The sequence below is a fragment of the Sulfuricurvum sp. genome, assembly GCF_049305995.1.
In the GTDB taxonomy this organism is placed as follows: Bacteria; Campylobacterota; Campylobacteria; order Campylobacterales; family Sulfurimonadaceae; genus Sulfuricurvum.
In genome coordinates, this window is record NZ_JBAQPS010000176.1 from 1 (window position 1) to 19,643 (window position 19,643).

22 protein-coding genes are annotated in these 19,643 nt (G+C 44.2%); 5 read left to right on the forward strand and 17 right to left on the reverse strand.

Annotated features, from left to right (window positions below):
* The 9 genes from WA010_RS06020 to WA010_RS06060 all read right to left on the reverse strand — a co-directional run.
* Positions 1–413 (reverse strand): chorismate synthase (locus WA010_RS06020; RefSeq protein WP_422556240.1); only part of this gene is annotated, 413 nt, incomplete at its 3' end.
* Between the two features lie 18 nt (positions 414–431).
* A complete protein-coding gene (locus WA010_RS06025; protein WP_422556241.1) occupies positions 432–1,406 on the reverse strand; it encodes an HNH endonuclease in 975 nt (324 codons plus the stop codon).
* 3 nt (positions 1,407–1,409) lie between these two features.
* A complete protein-coding gene (gene dcm / locus WA010_RS06030) occupies positions 1,410–2,651 on the reverse strand; it encodes a DNA (cytosine-5-)-methyltransferase (protein WP_422556242.1) in 1,242 nt (413 codons plus the stop codon).
* A 102-nt stretch (positions 2,652–2,753) separates the two neighbouring features.
* Positions 2,754–3,434: a ribonuclease III gene (rnc, locus tag WA010_RS06035; protein ID WP_299991857.1), complete on the reverse strand. Its 681-nt coding sequence runs from the start codon at positions 3,432–3,434 to the stop codon at positions 2,754–2,756.
* On the reverse strand, positions 3,434–3,868 hold the full coding sequence (rnhA, locus tag WA010_RS06040) for a ribonuclease HI (RefSeq protein WP_422556243.1): 435 nt from the start codon (positions 3,866–3,868) through the stop codon (positions 3,434–3,436). The genes rnc and rnhA overlap by 1 nt, the downstream gene beginning before the upstream one ends.
* Complete coding sequence (locus WA010_RS06045) at positions 3,843–4,886, reverse strand: tetratricopeptide repeat protein (RefSeq protein WP_422556244.1); 1,044 nt, start codon at positions 4,884–4,886, stop codon at positions 3,843–3,845. The genes rnhA and WA010_RS06045 overlap by 26 nt, the downstream gene beginning before the upstream one ends.
* 6 nt (positions 4,887–4,892) lie before the next feature.
* Complete coding sequence (locus WA010_RS06050; protein WP_422556245.1) at positions 4,893–5,393, reverse strand: hypothetical protein; 501 nt, start codon at positions 5,391–5,393, stop codon at positions 4,893–4,895.
* Positions 5,345–6,940, reverse strand: a complete 1,596-nt coding sequence (recJ, locus tag WA010_RS06055; RefSeq protein WP_422556246.1) for a single-stranded-DNA-specific exonuclease RecJ — start codon at positions 6,938–6,940, stop codon at positions 5,345–5,347. Before recJ ends, WA010_RS06050 begins: the two co-directional genes overlap by 49 nt.
* On the reverse strand, positions 6,924–8,552 hold the full coding sequence (locus WA010_RS06060; RefSeq protein ID WP_422556247.1) for a CTP synthase: 1,629 nt from the start codon (positions 8,550–8,552) through the stop codon (positions 6,924–6,926). The genes recJ and WA010_RS06060 overlap by 17 nt, the downstream gene beginning before the upstream one ends.
* A 142-nt stretch (positions 8,553–8,694) precedes the next feature.
* Here WA010_RS06060 and WA010_RS06065 point away from each other — a divergent pair, with 142 nt between their 5' ends.
* A complete protein-coding gene (locus WA010_RS06065; protein ID WP_422556248.1) occupies positions 8,695–10,305 on the forward strand; it encodes a cation:proton antiporter in 1,611 nt (536 codons plus the stop codon).
* 67 nt (positions 10,306–10,372) lie between these two features.
* Here WA010_RS06065 and WA010_RS06070 read toward each other — a convergent pair whose 3' ends face one another.
* From WA010_RS06070 to WA010_RS06095, 6 genes are all read right to left on the reverse strand, one after another.
* Positions 10,373–10,687, reverse strand: coding sequence for a hypothetical protein (locus tag WA010_RS06070; RefSeq protein ID WP_422556249.1), 315 nt, complete (start codon positions 10,685–10,687; stop codon positions 10,373–10,375).
* The gene (pyrE, locus tag WA010_RS06075; protein WP_422556250.1) at positions 10,687–11,295 is read right to left on the reverse strand and encodes an orotate phosphoribosyltransferase; all 609 of its coding nucleotides are present in this window, start codon (positions 11,293–11,295) and stop codon (positions 10,687–10,689) included. Before pyrE ends, WA010_RS06070 begins: the two co-directional genes overlap by 1 nt.
* Positions 11,296–11,297: 2 nt before the next feature.
* The gene (gene frr / locus WA010_RS06080) at positions 11,298–11,855 is read right to left on the reverse strand and encodes a ribosome recycling factor (protein WP_422556251.1); all 558 of its coding nucleotides are present in this window, start codon (positions 11,853–11,855) and stop codon (positions 11,298–11,300) included.
* A gap of 16 nt (positions 11,856–11,871) precedes the next feature.
* Complete coding sequence (gene secG / locus WA010_RS06085; RefSeq protein ID WP_422556252.1) at positions 11,872–12,189, reverse strand: preprotein translocase subunit SecG; 318 nt, start codon at positions 12,187–12,189, stop codon at positions 11,872–11,874.
* Positions 12,190–12,396: 207 nt separating this feature from the next.
* A complete protein-coding gene (locus WA010_RS06090; RefSeq protein WP_422556253.1) occupies positions 12,397–13,791 on the reverse strand; it encodes a DUF1007 family protein in 1,395 nt (464 codons plus the stop codon).
* On the reverse strand, positions 13,779–14,147 hold the full coding sequence (locus tag WA010_RS06095; protein WP_422556254.1) for a Fur family transcriptional regulator: 369 nt from the start codon (positions 14,145–14,147) through the stop codon (positions 13,779–13,781). The genes WA010_RS06090 and WA010_RS06095 overlap by 13 nt, the downstream gene beginning before the upstream one ends.
* An 86-nt stretch (positions 14,148–14,233) precedes the next feature.
* Here WA010_RS06095 and WA010_RS06100 point away from each other — a divergent pair, with 86 nt between their 5' ends.
* Genes WA010_RS06100 through WA010_RS06115 form a run of 4 tightly spaced genes read left to right on the forward strand, consistent with a single transcriptional unit; the run spans position 14,234 to position 17,474 of the window.
* Complete coding sequence (locus tag WA010_RS06100; RefSeq protein WP_422556255.1) at positions 14,234–15,223, forward strand: metal ABC transporter substrate-binding protein; 990 nt, start codon at positions 14,234–14,236, stop codon at positions 15,221–15,223.
* The gene (locus WA010_RS06105; protein WP_422556256.1) at positions 15,214–15,975 is read left to right on the forward strand and encodes a metal ABC transporter ATP-binding protein; all 762 of its coding nucleotides are present in this window, start codon (positions 15,214–15,216) and stop codon (positions 15,973–15,975) included. Before WA010_RS06100 ends, WA010_RS06105 begins: the two co-directional genes overlap by 10 nt.
* 9 nt (positions 15,976–15,984) lie before the next feature.
* Positions 15,985–16,782, forward strand: a complete 798-nt coding sequence (locus WA010_RS06110; RefSeq protein ID WP_422556257.1) for a metal ABC transporter permease — start codon at positions 15,985–15,987, stop codon at positions 16,780–16,782.
* Positions 16,779–17,474, forward strand: coding sequence for a methyltransferase domain-containing protein (locus WA010_RS06115; RefSeq protein ID WP_422556258.1), 696 nt, complete (start codon positions 16,779–16,781; stop codon positions 17,472–17,474). The genes WA010_RS06110 and WA010_RS06115 overlap by 4 nt, the downstream gene beginning before the upstream one ends.
* Here the strand turns inward: WA010_RS06115 and WA010_RS06120 are convergent.
* Together WA010_RS06120 and WA010_RS06125 are read right to left on the reverse strand one after the other, a co-directional pair.
* Positions 17,455–18,708, reverse strand: coding sequence for a leucine-rich repeat-containing protein kinase family protein (locus WA010_RS06120; RefSeq protein WP_422556259.1), 1,254 nt, complete (start codon positions 18,706–18,708; stop codon positions 17,455–17,457). The genes WA010_RS06115 and WA010_RS06120 overlap by 20 nt on opposite strands.
* The coding region (locus tag WA010_RS06125; protein ID WP_422556260.1) for a TIGR03862 family flavoprotein at positions 18,696–19,643 on the reverse strand (948 nt) is incomplete at its 5' end. The genes WA010_RS06125 and WA010_RS06120, both read right to left, overlap by 13 nt.

Below are 19,643 nucleotides of genomic sequence, written 5' to 3' on the forward strand. Positions count from 1 at the left end.
ACTGCACCCCCTGCAACGCGTGCCGCTGTTTCCCGCGCGCTTGAGCGTCCGCCGCCGCGATAGTCGCGGAGACCGTATTTGTGAAAATAGGTAAAATCAGCGTGTCCCGGACGAAAGATATCTTTGACATTGCTGTAATCGCCGCTTTTTTGGTCGGTGTTGTAGATGACCAAAGTGATCGGTGCTCCGGTACTAAGCCCCTCGAAAATACCGCTGAGGATTTCGACTTTGTCCTCCTCTTTACGGGCGGTGGCAAACTCGTTTTGGCCCGGCTTACGACGATCAAGTTCGCTTTGGATAAAAGCTTCGTCGATTGCCAGCCCCGCAGGGACACCATCAAGTACACACCCGATCGCTTTGCCGTGCGACTCACCGAAAGTGGTCATTGTGAAACGTTCACCGAACTGATTCATTTTGTTATCCTGTATAGTTTATTTTTTGAAAATATTTTCTCGATGATAGGCTAAATAATCTGTACGACCTTCAACAGGAAGCATATCGTATTTTTTATCTGGAACTAAATTTAAACGACTGCATGTCATTTTTGAAAGCCAAGGTGATACATTCATTTTTTTGTCATCAGTAAAAGTGATAAAACCTCGATCAAATAGAAAGTCATATGTCGGCGTAAGCATAAACCCATTTTTCGGATCGACTTTCTCTTTATCATTAGATGCAACCCATGGTTTGATATGACTTGCAATCAATAATCTATCATCTGCAACAATAGTTATGGGGCAGAATGGACACTCTTCAAGAAGAGCTTTACGATATTTACCTTGCCCACTTCGTGCGCTAACCAATTGTTTTTTTTGTTCTAGTGGTAAGTCTTCAGCTTCAATGGCTTCTTCTTGGCACTGGATTTCGATTGAATGATGATTCTCATCAAAATAATCTACGAACAACCGAAAGTAGTAGAACGTTTCATCCGTTTCAGACAACAGTTTTAGCGATGCGATATAGGTTATATTAGGTAAAGATAGTTCACGAATAAGATCGTATGCAGTGTCCGAGGATTTAACATAAACGCGTGAGCCTTGAATCTGTATTTGATCTTCAAGTGTAAACCAAATAATATCTTCTAGCTCGCTAACTTTCTTTCTACGTTTTTCCCAAAGTTCGGGTAATTTGGTTTTGTTAATATATTCTTGTTCAGGGAATAGATACTCATTTTTTACATCTTCTAGGTAGCGTAAAAGGTCTTTTTTCAGTAAAAAGCCACGAATATGAAAACCACGTTCACCAAAAAAGCTATGAAGTTCAGTATTGTCATTCCCTAGATAAAATTTCGCTTCCCCATTTCCAGTGCCTATTTTATTGCTTCTATGAACGAATGAATCAGCAATAGTTATTTTCTCTTTAGCATCTAATATGAAGTAGCTATGATTTAAAATTGTGGTCGTCAACAATCATCTCCCAAATTTGCTTATATCCATTTGCTTCAATAAAGCTATCAAAACATCTACAACGATACTGTTACCAGCCTGACGGTACATTTGTGTATCACTGACAGCAATGTCAAAATCATCTCTAAACCCCATTAGCCGTAAGCACTCTCGCGGGGTTAGTTTACGGATGCGCCCTTTGTGGGTGACATAATTATCGACCCCTGCACGATGCATTTTATGCATAGTTTGAAGCAGTGGGCGTGCAATCTCAAGGTCAGTTTTTGTGCTTGTTTTAAAATTTTTGGTTCCACCTGCTAAAACATAGTTTCGTACTTTTTCAGATAAGTAGTATTTTTCTTCTACTTCATTAATGTCAAAAACAAAAGTATCAAATTCTATTTCATCTTCGTGTTCAAAAACAAAATCGCCGTGCCAGTTAAACTGTTGATTCGCTTTTTGACACAGTGCAATATCTCCATTGATTTGTGTATATCGCTTTCGTCTATTTTTTGTACTAGTGACGAACTTAATCCCTTTTTCGCCTAAGTAGTATTTAGAATCGGTGAAGTCTTCTAAAAAATCTTGCATGGAATGTTCAAGCGGAATGGGTTTAGGAAACTCAAAATTGACGGAATGATCCTTAAAACCAACAACTATAATACGTTCTCTGTGTTGGGGAATTCCATAATCTTTACTATTTAGAACTTTAGAATGTAGTTTATAGCCTAACTGATTAAAGACATCTTGAACTACTCTCCACGTGTTTCCAGCATCATGATTAAGTAAGCCTTTGACATTTTCATAAATAAATACTTTAGGCTCTGTTTCGGAAATGATTCGTGCAAAATCGTAAAAAAGTGTACCTCGTGTATCTTCAAGCCCTAAACGTTTTCCCACCATAGAGAATGCTTGGCAAGGGCTTCCACCAACAACTAAATCGACATCGTTTTTATGCTCTGTTGCATCGAAACAAGTTATATCATTATGCCATGTAGCTTCATTAACTCCATAATTTGCAAAATAACTTTTTTTAACATGTTGATCGATATCTCCAGCAAATACAATAGAATGATTTAGATTTAAGCGTTTAAAAGCTTGTTCGATTGCCCCAATTCCACTAAAAAGTGTTCCAATTCGTATACAAGAGTGAGGATATTGAAAAGGGATAGAACGCCAATCTTCACAAGCCACTTGTACATGTGGATAATATTGATTGTGAAATACATCTAACAATGTAGGCGTTGGATTTAATACTGCCGTCATTTTATACAAACTCTATGTTATTAATTTTGAACTTATTGTAACAAAAAGTATATCTAAGAGCAGTGAAATATGACAAATTGACATTATTTTGACAAATTGACATTATTTGAGCTCCTTGCTTAACATCTCCAGCGCGATTTGTGCCGCTTCTTGCTGAGCGTGTTTTTTGCTTTTTCCACACGCCGAAGCGTACCGTTTTCCGTCGATGATGACAGCCACTTCAAACTCTTTTTTATGATCAGGGCCGTGAGCGGCGATGAGCTGGTACTCGGGTGTTGTTCCATAGTGGGCTTGTGTCAGCTCTTGGAGGGAGGTTTTGTAGTCTTTGAAAAGTGAATCCAGAGAGATATCAGGGTGCACCAGTTCGAGAAGTTTGATAGTGATCTCTTCTACTTTACCCAAACCGGTTTCGAGATACATTGCCCCCATGAGTGCTTCAAAGGCATTTGCTAGCAAAGAGCTTTTGGTGCGACCGCTGTTGTTCTCTTCAGCATTGGAGAGGTAAATATATTCCCCAAGACCCAAATGGAGGGCAAGCGCGGTGAACCCATCTTCGTTGACGAGGGATGCGCGCATTTTTGAAAGTTTCCCCTCATCGTATCCGCGAAATTTACTATAGAGGTATTCTCCGACGATAAGATCGAGTACCGCATCTCCCAAAAACTCCAAGCGCTCATTATTGTAGGGCTGTTTATAGCTTTTATGCGTCAGCGCTTCAATAAGGAGCTCTTTCTTTTGGAAGGTGTACCCTAAGCGTTCTTGTAGGGTGGTTAAGTTATCCATTAGTTATTCAATCCTTTTTTAAATTTTTCCGCCGCTTCTTTGGCGATGACATCACACCGTTCGTTCTCAGGATGGCCGTTATGTCCCCGTACCCAGACTCCGTTGACCCGATGACCTGCGGATACACTGATGTACTCGTGCCAAAGATCAGGGTTTTTCACTTTGGCAAAGTTACGTTTAACCCACCCCTCCAGCCATTCGTTAATCCCTCGAATCACATACGAAGAATCGGAGATGATAGTGACATCGCAGGGCTCTTTAAGGGCACGTAATCCCTCGATAACCCCCAGCAATTCCATGCGGTTATTCGTCGTGTGCGCTTCCCCGCCGCTGATGATCCGCTCTTTGTCACCGTAGCGGAGAATCGCTCCGTATCCTCCGGGCCCGGGGTTACCGAGTGCCGAGCCGTCACTGAAGAGAGTTATTTTCTTCAAACCGTTCCTTTGAGAGATTCATAATACCCTGAACGCTGTCAATCGCATGGCAGTGAGGACAGCGGTGAAACGGTAAGAACGAGATCGTATTACACTCATCACACGTGTATTCAAACTGCAACGTAGCTTTATTGGTGCCGCAGCGTCGGAGGGCGATGAGGAGATCGAGTTCAAATATTGAGCTCCCCTCGGATAGCTCCAACGACCCTCTCGCACTGAAAAGTTCGCGCAGATAGGTGTTGCTTGCAATTATATCCAAATCGAGATTTTCATCTGCTATACGCCACAGTACGTCGCTGAGACGTTCACTCAGCGATTGATCGAAATGGCTCCACGCCAAAATTGGACGGTAGGTAAAAAGCCACTCGAAAATCATGTACCCAAGACGTCGATGCGTTTCGTAAAATTCGATCAGTTTGTGAGCTTTTTCATCGAGGCTGATACGGTGATCAGTGATGAGAAGTCGGCATTCCAGATAGAGTTTTTCATCGATCGTTTCGGGTGAGAGCTCTTGGAGGGACTCCATCACCTCTAATGCCTTATCGTATTGCTGCAATTGTTCGTAAATGAGAACTAAAAAATGGAGTGCTTGAGGTGTTCTAGGTGCATTGCTTAAAATTTGGAGAAAGCTTTGGCGTGAGCGTTCTAAAAAGCCTGCCTTGAAAAAGCTTTTCCCCAGCAGTAACAAAGCATCTTTTTGGAAAAGGGGGTCTCGATTTTTCGAGAGGAGGGCATGATAAATCTCAACACTCTTTTCATAATTCCCTTGATGTTCAAAGCTTTGTGCTAACAAAAGCCATGATTCAGAGGTCAGCGAGTTGCTTTGAACTTGTTCGGAGAGTTTTTCCCCTTTTTCTAACGATTCAAATTTTCCTAAAAAGGATTCGAGATCACGATGTTCACGCGATGTTTTGTACCGCCCCCACCAATAACTCAAAAATGAGAGGATGAAGAGGAGGATAAAAAAAACGACAACACCAAAAAGGGGATCGCGAAATTCAATAAAAAAAGTGTTCATGCCGTATTATAGCTTTTGAAAGGTTATTTCGCGAATGGTTTGTGTCTTTGGATCGATTTTGTATATTACTGAAGGAGCAGCAGGATAATGGCAACTATTCTTTTTGCAAAGGGCTCCTTGGTACGATAGGAGATCTCCTATTGACTGATTGTAGCTATCTTTAATCTGTGGTGAAAGAACATGAATTTGAGTGATTTTATTTCCAGATGGATTTGAGACAATTTGTGCAATCGGTTGTGACCCTTTCTGAATCAAATAGATAATTTCAGTAGTATTAGAAGAGACTATATTTAACTTTTCACATTTAAAACCGATCATAATACTAGGAATTTTATCAAAAGGAGTATTTGGGTGGATTGCACCCAGCCCCTTTTCACTCAGTGTAAGTGGATAAGGTAGGGTATCTAGAGGGGTACTGCATCCGATGAATAAAAGTGCCATTAAAAGGGTACGATAAATCAAAAAATCCTCTCCACCATCAGTTGCAGGGAGACGCGCCCGTTCCATTCATTTTTGTTGACCGTATAACTGCACGACATTTTTTTGCTTTCGGGACATTCGAGGATGCGTCGAAATGCGATGAGTTCCAATGTCTTTTGGCTTACACGTGAGGGGCGTAGCTCGATACGGCTATGAGACTGATCACTGCCGAAGAGTTTGACTGTTAGCACATCGGCTTCTCGGATTAGAAACCTCGGACGGGGATTTCCTTCGCCGTAAGGCTCAAACTGTTCCAATAACTCTAGAAGCTGAAAGTTGATCATGTCGTATTCCAGCTCCCCTACAATCTCATTATGGGGGATAAAGTCCGCAGGATTAACCTTTTTTGCCACTTCGTTTATTCCGTCACGAAAAGTGTTGATCGCATCACTGCTCATCGATAACCCTGCCGCCATTTTATGACCGCCGAATTTTTGCAGATGAGCCTCTTGCGATTTGATGAGGCTGTAGAGATCGACGTTGCCGATACTTCGTCCGCTCCCCTTGGCAATACCGTTATGGATGCTCAAAACAATGGCGGGTTTTTGAAAATGGCTGACTAAACGTGAAGCGACGATCCCCACGACTCCCTCATTCCAGTGCTCACCTGCGACGACGATGATCGTGTCGTTAGGGTTGACCTGTAGCATCGCTTCGGCGGTGTTTTGCGCTTCGGTCTCTTTGCGTAATGTATTGAAGGCAGTGAGGAGTTCGAACTGATGATATGCCTTCTCGGTCGTATCCGCGAGGAGAAAATCGAGGGCGATAGAGGCATCTTCGAGGCGTCCTGCGGAGTTGATGCGGGGGGCGATTTGAAAGGCGATGTCTTCTGCCGAGATAGCGGATCGGTTTAGAAAATCGCGAATCATCACAAACGGTGATAGCACGGAGCGACTCATCATTTCCAGTCCAGTTTTGACAATGGCGCGATTGATCCCAACCAGTGGCATCACATCGGCGATTACCGCGAGTGCCAAAAAAGGGAAGAATTGGCGCATATCGATGGTGAGATTTAGCTCTTGTTTAAGTAACCCCATCAGGAGCCATCCTACTTGCGCACCGCAAATCTCTTTGAACGGATAGGAGCAGTCACTTTGTTTAGGGTTGATAATGGCATAGGCATCGGGAAGGATATCCCCTGGTGTATGGTGATCTGTGATGATCAGATCGATCCCTCTACTCTTACACACCTCTGCGGCTTCGATGGCGTTGATCCCGTTATCAACGGTAAAAATAACATCTGCATCGAGGTGTTCGAGGAGGTTTTTAGAGATGCCATATCCGTCTGTAAATCGGTTTGGTATCGTCGTGATGAGGGGATAGGGGATGAGATCGAAAAAACGTTTGACGATAGCGGTCGAGGTGACTCCGTCTACATCATAATCGCCAACCAGCGCGATTCGCTCATGGTTACGGATAGCATGGGCTAACCGCTCTGAGCCTTTTTGGGCATTTTTGAGAAGATTTGGATGGGGGATATCAGAGAGTTTTTCACTCTGTGCTTCAAATCGGCGCGCTAAAAAACTCCCCAAAGTATGATGGTCGAGAAGAGGAACCTCAGGAAGGATTTGCATTCTCAAATGTTGCCTTTACAAATCCGAGAATCGAGGGATTAGGGCTTTGGAGCCTAGAGGTAAACTCCGGATGAAACTGTACTCCTAAAAACCATGGGTGGCTTGGAATTTCAACTGCTTCTATTAAGCCATGTGATTCACCGGTAACAAGCATTCCTGCAGTTTCAAGTGCTTCGCGATAGGTTGGATTGGCTTCATAACGGTGACGGTGACGTTCATGGATAAGTGTTTCGTTATGGTATGCAGCACGAAGTCTTGAACCCTCTTTTGTTTCACATGGGTATTCGCCTAAACGGAGCGTTCCCCCCATCGGTGAGTGGTGAGTACGCAGTTGAGTTTCACCCGATTGGTCGATAAAGTTATCGATTAGATAGATCATCGGGTGAGTCGTTGCCGGGTTAAACTCGATAGAATTGGCATCGGCGTAGCCTAACACGTTGCGGGCATACTCGACGATGGAGAGCTGCATCCCTAAACAGATTCCCAAATACGGGATACGGTTTTCACGTGCATAGCGGATGGCTTGAATCTTTCCCTCAACGCCGCGATTTCCAAAACCACCGGCGACAAGAACCGAATCACAATCGGCTAACAGTGTTTCCGCACCGCTTGTTTCGATTTTTTCACTATCAATCCAGTTGATGTGGACACGAGTATCGAGATGTGCACCGGAATGAATAAGTGCCTCGATAAGTGATTTATAGGACTCTTTGAGCTCCAAATATTTACCCACAAATCCTAAGGTAATACGGTATTTTGGAGAAACAATTTTTTTAACCAGTGAATCCCATTGTTCCATGTCAGGGTTAAGCTCTCCGAGATTCAGTTCTTTAGCGATTGGAGTTAAAATATTTTGTTGTAAAAAAGTGAGAGGAACAGCATAGATTGTCGGAGCATCAAGTGCTTCGATAATGCTGTCATTACTGACATCACAGGCAAGGGCGAGTTTTTTCTTAAATGTTTTAGGAAGAGGTTCTTCGCTTCGGGCGATAATCATTTGGGGCGTGATACCGATACGACGAAGTTCTTGAACCGAGTGTTGCGTCGGTTTACTTTTATGCTCACCGGCCGCTTTGATGAACGGGATGAGGGTGACGTGGATAAAAAATGTCCCCTCTACCTCGTCATCGTGTTTCATCATTCGGATCGCTTCCATGTACGGCAACCCTTCGATATCCCCGACGGTACCGCCGAGTTCGACTACGAGGATTTCGTGCCCTTCACCCGCTTTTTTAATACGATCGACGATCTCTCCGACGATGTGGGGGACGACTTGGATTGTTTGACCCAAATATCCGCCGCTGCGTTCGCGTTCGATAACCGAGCTGTAAACTTGTCCGGTCGTGAAGTTGCTAGTGCGTAAAAATGACGCATCGAGAAAGCGCTCATAGTTTCCTATATCAAGGTCGGTTTCTGCACCGTCTTTAGTGACAAATACTTCTCCGTGTTCCAATGGGCTCATGGTTCCGGGATCGACGTTGATGTAGGGATCGATTTTAAGCATTCCGACCTGTTTGCCGGAGTGTTTGAGGAGGGCACCGATACTGGCTGCTGTGATCCCTTTGCCGAGTGAGCTGAGTACGCCGCCGGTCACAAAAATATACTTAGTCATACGTTAATCCTTATCAAGCTGAATCCAAAAATGGGGTTGAATGGGTAGTTTGACCCAAAATAGAGATGATTTTATTACTCTTCTTAAGGAACGTATTATATACTTTGAAGACTTATAAAAACGTTTTAAAAATTGGGAATTTATGGAATCTGCTCTTTATTATGTGACAATGGCATTAGGACTTTCAATCGTCTTAAATCTGATTTTAAAACGTTTAGGGATATCACAGATTATCGGATATATTGTTACGGGAGTAACGGTAGCTTATGCTTTTGATTTACGTCATATGAGTGATTCTCATACATTGGAGATGATTGCCGAATTCGGAGTAGTTTTTTTGATGTTTACGATAGGTTTGGAAGTTTCTTTGCAACGTCTTTCTACGATGAAAACCGATGTATTTTTTAATGGTACTTTACAGGTTGTTTTGTCATCTCTGATCTTTTTTGCTTTTTCGTACGGAGTATTCGGAATATCGTTAGAAACCGCTTTAATTATTTCGATGGCACTGTCGCTTTCGTCCACGGCAGTTGTGTTGACTTATCTTAAATCGACCAAAGAGATTGTTCGTCCTTATGGTCAAAAATCGACCGGTATTTTAATTTTTCAGGATATTGCCGTAATTCCAATTTTGATTTTAATCGGATTTTTAAGCTCTGGCAGTGAAAACATTGCTAATGTATTGATGCAAACCGTACTCAGTGCAATCGTGATTGTAGGGCTTTTGTTTATTGTCGGTAAACGAGTGATGACATGGCTACTTCATTTTTCATCGACAAGTGAAGTAGATGAACTGTTTATGGGATCAGTTTTGGTGATTGTCGTCGCTTCATCGTTGCTTGCTTCATATGCTGGATTTACCTATTCCTTGGGAGCTTTTGTCGCAGGGATGATTATTGCTGAAACCCGTTATCACAATAAAGTAGAAGCTGATATCGCCCCGTTCAAAGATTTGTTATTGGGAATTTTTTTCGTTACAGTTGGAATGAAGATTGATCTCGCTCTCTTTGTTGATCATATAGTTGAGATTTTTATGATCCTGCACGCAGTACTGATCATTAAAATAATAGTGATTTTTTTGGTGGTTCGTATTCATTCGCAGGGCAAAATTGCTTTTAAAACGGCGATAGCTCTCTCGCAAGTAGGAGAATTTTCATTTGCTATTTTTGCTCTTGCGGGAAATCATAAGCTTATTCCAGATGAACTTTCGCAAATGTTAGTTTTAATCGTAGTACTTTCGATTATTGCTACACCGATTATTTTGGCAAATTTAGCAAAAATAAGTGGATACTTTTTTAAAGATATCAGTATAACTGAAACTTTTGCGATGCTTCCGGGACGAAAAAATCATATTATTGTTTGCGGATATGGGGTAGTTGGAAAATTTGTTGTGAAAGCTCTTAAAGCAGAAGGGGTAGATTACGTCGTAGCAGACAACAGTTATAAGCATGTGGAACAGGCACTTAAAGATGCTCAAGAGGTTTATTTTGGGGATATGTCCAAAACGGCTATTTTGGATAAACTTTGCACCAAAGATTCTGTCAGTGTGATTATTACACTCGATAATTTAGAGAAGAAACGACTTATTTGTGAAACGATTATTCGTTATGCGCCGAATGTCAAACTGGTTGTAAAAGTGGTGAGTTTAGAAGAAAAACGGGCACTACGAGGGCTTCCTATCTCCATTACTATTGATGGAAAGAGAGAAGTGGCGGCACGTTTGGTCAGCGAAGCACTTTATTGTGATATATAATCTCTCGCATCTGAAAAATGTGGGTAGCTTCAGGGGGTTGTAGGGAGATTTGTCCCTGCCATCTTGGTTAAGAAGGTTTTTGTTCGGTAACGAGCCATTGGAGATAGCGGATCGACCAGTCCAAATCCTCGATCGCCGTATCGATCTCTTCTACTGGAGAGGAAAGATTGCTTTTGAGTTCACGAACTCGTTGTTTGAGGTATTGTGCCATAGAATAATAAGTGTTAAGTGAGGTATCATCTTGCGCTTTAATGATCAAATCTTCGAGCGTTTCGATCAACGCTTTTTCATTCGGGAAGATATTTCCGGCTTTACGAAGGGTTCGTTGAACCTTTTGGAGGTGCGCCATATCGACTTTGAACTTTTCAAGATTTATGGACATTAATTCCCTCGCGAACCGGGCTTGATTGCTTCACTTCCATCGGCGCATAACGGACAGTTGTCTGGTGTGTACATCTCGAAATCGAAATCTGCGAGGGCAAATAGAGGTTTATCGCTAGGAAGAGCACAGTTTACTTTCCGCTCTAGTACTGAACTCTCACGTTTACAAAACCCTCGATTGGCGAGTGCCGCGAAACCGACGACGATACCACCGAGGGCTTCGATAGCCTTCGCCGCTTCCATCGCGGAACCGCCGGTGGTGATGATATCTTCGCAGATGAGAACTTTTTCACCTTCAGTAATTTCAAATCCCCGACGGATTTGCATCTCACCGTTTACCCGTTCAGCAAAAATAGAGCGTTTGTCGAGAGCTGTAGCGAGAGCAAATCCGGCGATCAAACCACCAAGTGCAGGAGCACAAACGGTATCGATTTCAAGAGCATTTTCTTGGATTTTCACCGCCAACGCATCGGCAAGAAGTTTTGCTGTTTTAGGATCTTCGAGTACTTTTGCCGATTGGAGATAGTACTGCGAATGGTTTCCTGAGCTGAGTTTGAAATGCCCCTCAAGCATGGCATTGGCATTCATGTAAATAGCTTTGATATCCATGATTAGACCGTTAAGATATCTTGCTCTTTATTTTTGAGCAATTCATCGATTTTCGCGATGTATTTATCTGTGATTTTTTGCACTTTGTCTTGCGCACTTTTAGAATCATCTTGAGTGACTAATTTATCTTTTTCGAGCACTTTTATTTTATCGTTTGCTTTTTTGCGGTCATTGCGGACACCCACTTTGGCATCTTCAGCCATCCCTTTTGCTTTTTTGACAGTATCATGACGTTGATCGATGGTCATCGCAGGGAAAAAAAGCTTGATATCGGTTCCATTGTTGTTCGGATTGACACCGATATCGGCTTTCATGATCGCTTTTTCAATAACATTCAACATCGACTTATCCCATGGAGAGATTGTAATAGTTGTAGCATCAGTCGCGAGAACACTGGCTGCTTGATCAAGAGGAACCATAGAACCGTAACTTTCAACACGGATATTATCAAGAATTTTTGTTGTTACTTTTCCGGTACGGAGCGTACGGAAATTACTGAGCATATGCTCAACACTCCCGTGCATCTTTTCTTCACAAAATTCATACACTTCATTTAACATGAAATCCCCTTTCGTCTTATTTAGTAGTATTGATATCGTTTATGATATTGATAGTTGGTGCTGTAACGTCAGTTTTTTCGATCATAGAATCGACGACGGAAGCATTTTTTTGTTGAGCATAAAAGTATCCCAGCGCAATCGTATTGACAACAAAAACGAATCCGAGGAAAAAGGTTACTTTTGCCAAAAAAGTTCCCGGTCCTTTTGCCCCAAAAACGGATTCGTTTGAACCGCTATACGCGCCCAAGCCGATGCTAGAGCTTTTTTGTAAGAGTACGGCGATGACGATCATCACCACGAGTACGATTTGTACGATGAGCAAAATGCCAGTCATAATTATCCTTAAGGTGTTAAAAAAGTTCGCGATTATACCATAGAGTAGATAAGACTCTTATGAAGAGTATTTGTGTTAAAATCACCTTTTACTGAATTTTAAACAAGGTATTGTCATGTGTAATAAATGTTCCCAAAAGAAAAAACGGGCTTTTTTCTTTGCCATCGTTGTTTCATTCATAGGCTATTACATCGTGTTTTATCTTTACTAGGCGAAGAGTAAAAAGAACCCAGCTAGTAGCATGACACTCACTCCTGCAAACTCGATAATTTTAAGTGTTTTTGTCCCTCTTTGAGTACTTTTCCTCCGTAACGCCGTTCCTAGTATGGCTGTTAAAGCAATGGTTAATCCCATACCCAAACTCATAACGATAGCACTCGCTATTCCGAGGGTGTACATCCCCATAGAGAGGGCAAACAAAAACACCACAATCGTTCCGGGGCAGGGGACAATCCCCGCTCCGAGGATGAGCATCAAATCGGTGGAATTGGAGGTGGTTTTACAGCTATGACAGCCACAGCTGCTAACATGGGGAGCTGAGACGCTAAAGCTCATCATCTTGGGTTTCGGACGGTAGTATTGCCATTTTTGACGTAAGAGATAGAAGGCGATTGCTAAGATAACGAGACCGCTTAGTTTCGTCATGTAGAGTGATACATCTGCAATGGTTTGAGAAAACATCGTATGGACAAATCCGTATAAAATAATGGTGATAGTGAGGGCACTCATAACATGGGTTGTTGCGATGAGCAATGCGATGCCGATACCGCGTGAATAGCTTCGCTCGTTGGTACTAAAATAGCTTGCAACGAGTGTTTTCCCATGTCCGGGACCCGCTGCATGGAGAATTCCATAGAGGAGTGAGAAGAGTAATATTGCACCGATACTAGCAAAACTAGGGTGCTCTTGTGCTTCGGTGAGGGCACCATGGATTTTTTCGGTGATGGTGCGTAAACTCTCACTAAATCCACTCGCCTGCGTATTTTGAGTATTTCCCCTAAGCGGTGATGCTAGGGCGAAGGTAACGGGGCGCACGGAGATATCCAAAACAGAATCTGAACCTTTGGAAATCTTAGGCTTGGTGAGTTTAGTGGCTAGTTGAGCCGATTTATCGGGAAGCAGATAGACGTTTTTATCGTTCAGATGGTAAATTATCCCATTATTAAAAGCGGCATTGGCATCATATTCGATGCGAAGATGTAACGATTGCTTGATCGGTTCATTGGTTAGGATGTTAAAGTGGTAAACAACCAACCCTTTCTCTTGACGTACGGAAAAGTTTTTAAGCTCTTTGAGCCATATTTTACGATTATTGAGGGTGGGGCGGATAAAAAATCCTATATTCTTCATGGTCGCAATTGCTTTGTAAACTTCGTAGCGTTCGTTATTTTCGAATTTTCCGTTGCGGTTGGTATCAAAATCCCCCAGTACCATTTGGGAGAACATTGGGTCAAGCGTCCACTCGACATCGATAGATTTGAGAGTATTGTCGGAGATATTGAGATAAAGATGGGTGAGGATTTTAATATCGCCGTAACTACAAGCTAAACACCCCCAACTGAGGGTTATCCATGTGGATATAAGGAGAATTATTCGGAACATTGAGGACATTTTCCTTTAAAGATAACGGAATCGATTTGGTACCCTTTCGGTGAAACAATCGGTTGAGAGTTGAGACAGGTAATCGCATGACAGTGTTGACAGATAAAATGGGGATGAACACTCTCTGAGAGTTCAAAATAGCGTTTTCCTTCATCCGATTCGATTCCGCTGATGATATTGGCCTGCTCAAATGTTTGCATGGTTCGGTAAAATGTACTTTTGTCGATTGCCGGATCGATGGCGGTATATTCGTCAAAACTAATCGGCTGTTTTTGCTGTGCGAAAATTGAGAGGATCTTTTTTCGAGGGGCGGTTAGGCGAAATCCATTTTGGGTAATTTTTTCATCAAGGGTCATTTTGATAATACTTCTTAAATTTAAGGTTTATTGCAACCAAGTTGCATTAGAATGGTATCCGAATTTTTATTAAGGAAACTAAAACCATGGATACAAAACGGCTATTAGTATTTGGAAGTATCATTATAGCAGTGATTGTAGGGCTTACTTTTTTTGCTTCTCAGCCTCAACCAAAACAAGATGAGACAAAGGTTGAACCGATAGTTTCTGTCAGCACTTTCTCATTGTTAGAAGCAGCACGTGCAGTTGCAGGGAATGCGATTGATGTTCGCTCTATCATTCCACTGGGAAGTGATGCCCATATGTTTTCCCCTAACCCGACTCAGGTTGCAGAGATTTCAGGTGGGGCACTTTTTATTTATAACGGTGCAGGATTCGAGACATGGGCGGAAAGCCTTACGAATACTCTCCCGAAAACAACACAGATTCTCGATATGAGTCAGCATGTAGCGTTGCAAAAAAGTGAAGAGGAAGACGTGGATGAGCATGATAATGACGAACATGCAGATGAGCACGATCATCATGAAGAACACGCACACCAACATGGAGCGTATGATCCTCACTACTGGCTTGATATTGATAATATGATCAAAATGACTCAAACGATGGATGCAGAGTTTTCGAAGTTAGCTCCCGCAAAAGCGGAACAATTTCATAAAAATGCCGCTACCTATATCGCTGAACTTCAAAAACTCAAATCAGACTATGCTACAGGTTTGAGCAAATGTAAAAATCGCACCTTGATCTCCAACCACGACGCTTTCGGCTACCTCACCCATGCCAATAAACTCGAAAATGTGTCGGTGATCGGACTCTCTTCAGATGAACAACCGAGCGCACAAACCGTAGCTCATATGGTCGAAGTGGTAAAAGAACACGGGATGAAAACGATCTTTTTCGAAGAGTTGATCAATGATAACGTCTCCCAAACGATTGCCCGCGAGACGGGTGCCAAGGCAGTACCTCTTCAACCGCTGGAAAATATTAGCCAAGATGAGTTAAAATCACATCAAACCTATCTCTCTATTATGCGAGAGAACCTGAAAAAATTACGAGAAGCGATGGAGTGCCGTTGAAGTTTTTCCCTAGCCTTTTTGAAGTGAGCAACCTCAACTTTGAGCGGCAGGGGAATTTGGTTCTCAAGGACTCCTCATTTCGTATTTTGCCGGGAGAGTATTGCGCGATTATCGGACCCAACGGCGGAGGGAAAACAACCCTTGTCCGTCTTTTGCTAGGGCTTGAAAAACCGACCTCAGGCGAAATCAAACTCTTTGGAACGGATCAAAAACGGTTTCGCGATTGGAACCGTATCGGTTATGTCCCTCAACGCTCCGCCCTTGTGGATGGCTCATTTCCTGCTACCGTGCGCGAAGTGGTAGGGATGGGACGCTACGCCAAACGGGGGATTTTCGGATTTGAATCCGCCGAAGACAAAGCCGCAATTGCGGAGGCGATGGAGCTGATGGGGGTATCGGATCTTTCGGATCGCCTGATCGGAAACCTCTCCGGCGGCCAGCGTCAGCGGGTGATGATCGCTCGTGCTCTCGCCTCTAACCCTGACGTTTTGATCGTCGATGAACCCAATACGGGGGTCGATGTCGAATCACAGCACCGTTTTTATGAACTCCTCCGAACCCTCAACCGTACCAAAAAGCTCTCGATCCTCTTTATCACTCACGATGTCGGGGTGATTGCTGAGGACATTACCCGCGTCTTGTTTGTCAATCAAAGCGTATTGGTCTCCCAAAATCCTGCCGAAATGATCCGATGTGACGAGATGAGCCGACTCTACGGCACACCGGCTCACGTCGTGTGTCATAACCACTAGGATGGCGCAATGATAGAGATGTTACAGTATCCGTTTATGCAACGCGCTTTTGTCGCAGGGTTGATGATTGCGATCCTTGCGTCGCTCAGTGGTTCGTTTATCGTCCTTCGCCGCTACTCCCTTCTCAGTGAAACATTAGCCCACGTCTCACTCGTCGGTGTTGCCGTCGGATTACTGTTCGGGATGAGTCCGTTGTGGATGGCAGTGTTGGCATCCTTGGTCGCCTCATGGCTGATCGAGTATTTGCGCAGTGTTCACGGGATGTATTCCGATTCGGTGCTCGCTATTTTCCTCTCAGGCTCCCTCGCTCTTGCGATCGTGATCGTCTCGCTGGCGGGATCGTTTAACGCCTCGCTCTTTAGCTATCTTTTCGGCTCGATCCTCTCGGTCAGTACGGAGGATTTGTGGGTGATGGGGATTTTCGGCTCACTGGCAATGGGACTCTTGATCGCCTTTTTCAAAGAGCTTTATTTTATCGCGTTCGATGAAGATGTCGCCCGTGCGGGGGGGATTCGTGTTACCCTCCTCAATTTCATGCTCGTGAGTGTTATCGCCGTCATTATCGCCCTCTCGATTCGGGTGGTCGGAACCCTCTTGATCGGGGCATTGATGGTAATCCCTCCCGTCGCCGCGATCCGATTCGGGATGGGGTTTTATCCGACAACTCTTCTCTCAATGGCGATTGCATTGGTTTCGGTCGTGATCGGGCTGAGTGCATCGTATCTCTTTTCATTGCCGAGCGGTGCGGCGATCGTTTTGTGCCTCTTGGTTATCTTTATCATCGCATTGGTCATTAACCGCCGATGAGCAGTGCGTGTCATGAGTTTTCCCGCTACGCGGCGGAGTACGGTAGTCGTAATGTCATCCAGCGTCTCGTCGCCGATAAACTAATCGCCTCCACAGAGCTTCATCCACGCCGTATTTTGGATTTGGGATGTGGAAATGGAACCCTCTTCTCGTTGATCGATTGGGAAATTGAGCGTTTCGTCGGTGTCGATTTCTCCGCTTCTATGCTAGAACATCACCCTTTATTGGCAAATGTCGAGTTGATCTTGGGGGATTTCAACGATCCAGAGCTATTTAAAAGATTGAAAGACGAGCACTTTGACCGTATTTACTCCGCTTCGGCGTTGCAGTGGGCGGAGGATTTGGATCGCGTTATAGAGTCTCTCACTTCGCTCAACACCCCGATGTCATTGGCGATCTTCACCGCAGGGACGTTTAAAACTTTGCACGAGTGCGCGGGGGTAACTCCGTTACTCAGAAGTTCTGATGAAGTGATGACTATCGCCGAGAAACATTTGGATGCCCGTTTTGAAGTGCTTCACACTACGTTAGAGTTTGATTCAGTACGGGAGATGTTTCGCTATATCAAGCGCAGTGGTGTAAGCGGAGGACGAAGAGTTCTTGATTTTTCACAGACTAAAAAACTGATGGAGACGTATCCGTTGAATTATCTCGAATTTGAGGTGGTATTTATTACAACCCTATCTCACTAAATAGCGGTCTTTTCTCCACCGCTTCGTTCATACATTTTTCTCTTAGTTCTTCTAATATAGTATAGATATTTCCCTCTTTGATCGGGCAGAGCGAGAGCATATCTTCTAACAGACATCCGAACGCCCGCACTTCGATCCTCTCGAACTCTTTGCGGTGGGGTTCATAAAAACTTGCCGCGCCGAAATCTCCCAGATAGCAGTGGTCATCGTCGTTGATGAGGATATTGTGGGCGTAGAGGTCGCCGTGCATGAGTCCTCGTGCGTGCAGGTGTGCGGCGGCAGAGGCGATTGCGCGAGCCACTTCGAGGATGCTCTCAGGGGTAAAGGTGGTCTCTTCGGCAAACGTATCGCGTGTACAGGTTTCAAAATCGGGAGGAAGCCCAAGATTACGATAAACATCGGGGATGTATTCTAGCACCAACCCCAGACGCTCATCCCCCGCTAATTTTGAGAGGACTTTGATGAGGTTCGGATGCTCGCCTGTGCTCATGGTGGCGTTCATCTCATCGTGTGCGTATCCGTCGCTCGTGATGGCACCTTTGAACACTTTTAGAGCAACGGGCTGTTCGTGCTCTTTTGAGTAGGCTTTGTAAATATCTCCCGAAGCTCCTGAACCCAATTTCTCCCGCACCTCTAACGATTCATACGCGATCTCTTGAAGTTCAAATTGTGCTTTGGGACTGCACGGATTTCCCGAAAAAGCAAGCCAAGAGAGTTTCGGCAACGTCCACAACCATGCGGGGATTGCTTCGAGATTATTTGCGGAGAGGCGGAGGAGTTCGAGATTTCGGCACATTGCCATCTCATCAGGGAGTGTTTCGAGACGGTTTCCTGCCAGAGCGCATTTTTGCAGTTTTCGGAGTCTTCCGATAGACTTTGGAAGTGTAGTGAGTCTGTTATCGGTCAGGATAAGCCAGCTGATGGTGTCGGGGAGAACCTCTTCCTCAAACATTTCGATCTGATTGCTTTTAAATCCTACCATATAAAGGTGTTCACACCCTTTGAACGAGGGGACGGATGTAAATCGGTTGTTGGAGAAGAAAGCGATCTTTAGATTTGTCAGTCTGCTTATATCTTCGGGGAGCGAGGAGAGAAAATTATTGCTCAAATCCAAAATCTCTAAAGAATCGGCGAGATCAAAGATCTCTTCGGGAAACGAGGTAAGGCTTTCACTGAGCGTTAGCCGTTTGATCCCTTTGAGTTTACCTGAGCGTAATTGTTCTAATGTGTGCATAAAACCCCTTTTGCCGCAAATACTCCGCTTGCAAACGAGGCGGTTAATAGATACCCCCCAGTCGGTGCATCCCAATCGAGCATTTCCCCTGCGCAAAAGACATTCGGCAGGGTGTGAAGCATCAAATTTTCATTCATGGATTCACGCATCACCCCTCCTGCGGTACTAATCGCTTCATCGATGGGTTGCATTCCGGTGAGGGTGATGGGACATTGTTTAACCCATGCCGCAACACTGAGGGGATCATTCCATTGACTCTTGGGTAATAGCTCACGGATAAGTGCCCCTTTGACCCCATCCAACCCCGCTTTACGCCACGTGTTATCGCGTGAGTGTTTAGCGGATGAGGTGAGACGGATTATTAACTGCTCTTTGGTGATATGGGGCAATAGGTCTAAATAAAGTGTTGCCGAGCCTTGCGCCATGATCTCTTCTCGTAGTGGACGCGACAGAGCATAGACCAATCCCCCCTCGATCCCGTAGGTGGTTAAAACGGCTTCAGAGGAGCTGATATGATCTTTCTGATTTCCCACCCAACCCGATATATTTTTTAACGGTTTCCCTAAATGGGGTTGCAAAAACGGAGACCATGTCGCTTTAAATCCGCAGTTGGACGGTAGCAGAGGATTGACCTGTACACCATTGTCCTCCAAAATACTCACCCAAGCTCCATCCGAACCCAGACTTGCCCAGCTTCCGCCACCCAAAGCCAAAATCGTCGCATCGGCTTTTACGGTTATTTCACCCTCCGCGCACTCAAATACTAAAGAGCCATCAGGATCAAACCCTTTCCAGTAATGGCGACAATGGACACGAACCCCCCGTTTTTTCAACGAAGAGAGCCAACGGCGCAACAGCGGTGCCGCTTTCATCTCGGTGGGGAAAACCCGTCCCGATGTTCCGACGAACGAATCCACTCCCAAACTATCCATCCA

Bases quoted from the DNA above. Each gene is read 5' to 3' on its own strand.
- secG (WP_422556252.1), bottom strand. From the start codon at position 12,189: ATGACTGGCATTTTGCTCATCGTACAAATCGTACTCGTGGTGATGATC.
- WA010_RS06070 (WP_422556249.1), bottom strand. From the start codon at position 10,687: ATGTCCATAAATCTTGAAAAGTTCAAAGTCGATATGGCGCACCTCCAA.
- WA010_RS06065 (WP_422556248.1), top strand. From the start codon at position 8,695: ATGGAATCTGCTCTTTATTATGTGACAATGGCATTAGGACTTTCAATC.
- WA010_RS06120 (WP_422556259.1), bottom strand. From the start codon at position 18,708: ATGCACACATTAGAACAATTACGCTCAGGTAAACTCAAAGGGATCAAA.
- WA010_RS06095 (WP_422556254.1), bottom strand. From the start codon at position 14,147: ATGACCCTTGATGAAAAAATTACCCAAAATGGATTTCGCCTAACCGCC.
- WA010_RS06060 (WP_422556247.1), bottom strand. From the start codon at position 8,552: ATGACTAAGTATATTTTTGTGACCGGCGGCGTACTCAGCTCACTCGGC.
- frr (WP_422556251.1), bottom strand. From the start codon at position 11,855: ATGTTAAATGAAGTGTATGAATTTTGTGAAGAAAAGATGCACGGGAGT.
- WA010_RS06050 (WP_422556245.1), bottom strand. From the start codon at position 5,393: ATGGAACGGGCGCGTCTCCCTGCAACTGATGGTGGAGAGGATTTTTTG.
- recJ (WP_422556246.1), bottom strand. From the start codon at position 6,940: ATGCAAATCCTTCCTGAGGTTCCTCTTCTCGACCATCATACTTTGGGG.
- WA010_RS06115 (WP_422556258.1), top strand. From the start codon at position 16,779: ATGAGCAGTGCGTGTCATGAGTTTTCCCGCTACGCGGCGGAGTACGGT.
- WA010_RS06090 (WP_422556253.1), bottom strand. From the start codon at position 13,791: ATGTTCCGAATAATTCTCCTTATATCCACATGGATAACCCTCAGTTGG.
- dcm (WP_422556242.1), bottom strand. From the start codon at position 2,651: ATGACGGCAGTATTAAATCCAACGCCTACATTGTTAGATGTATTTCAC.
- WA010_RS06100 (WP_422556255.1), top strand. From the start codon at position 14,234: ATGGATACAAAACGGCTATTAGTATTTGGAAGTATCATTATAGCAGTG.
- rnc (WP_299991857.1), bottom strand. From the start codon at position 3,434: ATGGATAACTTAACCACCCTACAAGAACGCTTAGGGTACACCTTCCAA.
- pyrE (WP_422556250.1), bottom strand. From the start codon at position 11,295: ATGGATATCAAAGCTATTTACATGAATGCCAATGCCATGCTTGAGGGG.
- WA010_RS06110 (WP_422556257.1), top strand. From the start codon at position 15,985: ATGATAGAGATGTTACAGTATCCGTTTATGCAACGCGCTTTTGTCGCA.
- WA010_RS06045 (WP_422556244.1), bottom strand. From the start codon at position 4,886: ATGAACACTTTTTTTATTGAATTTCGCGATCCCCTTTTTGGTGTTGTC.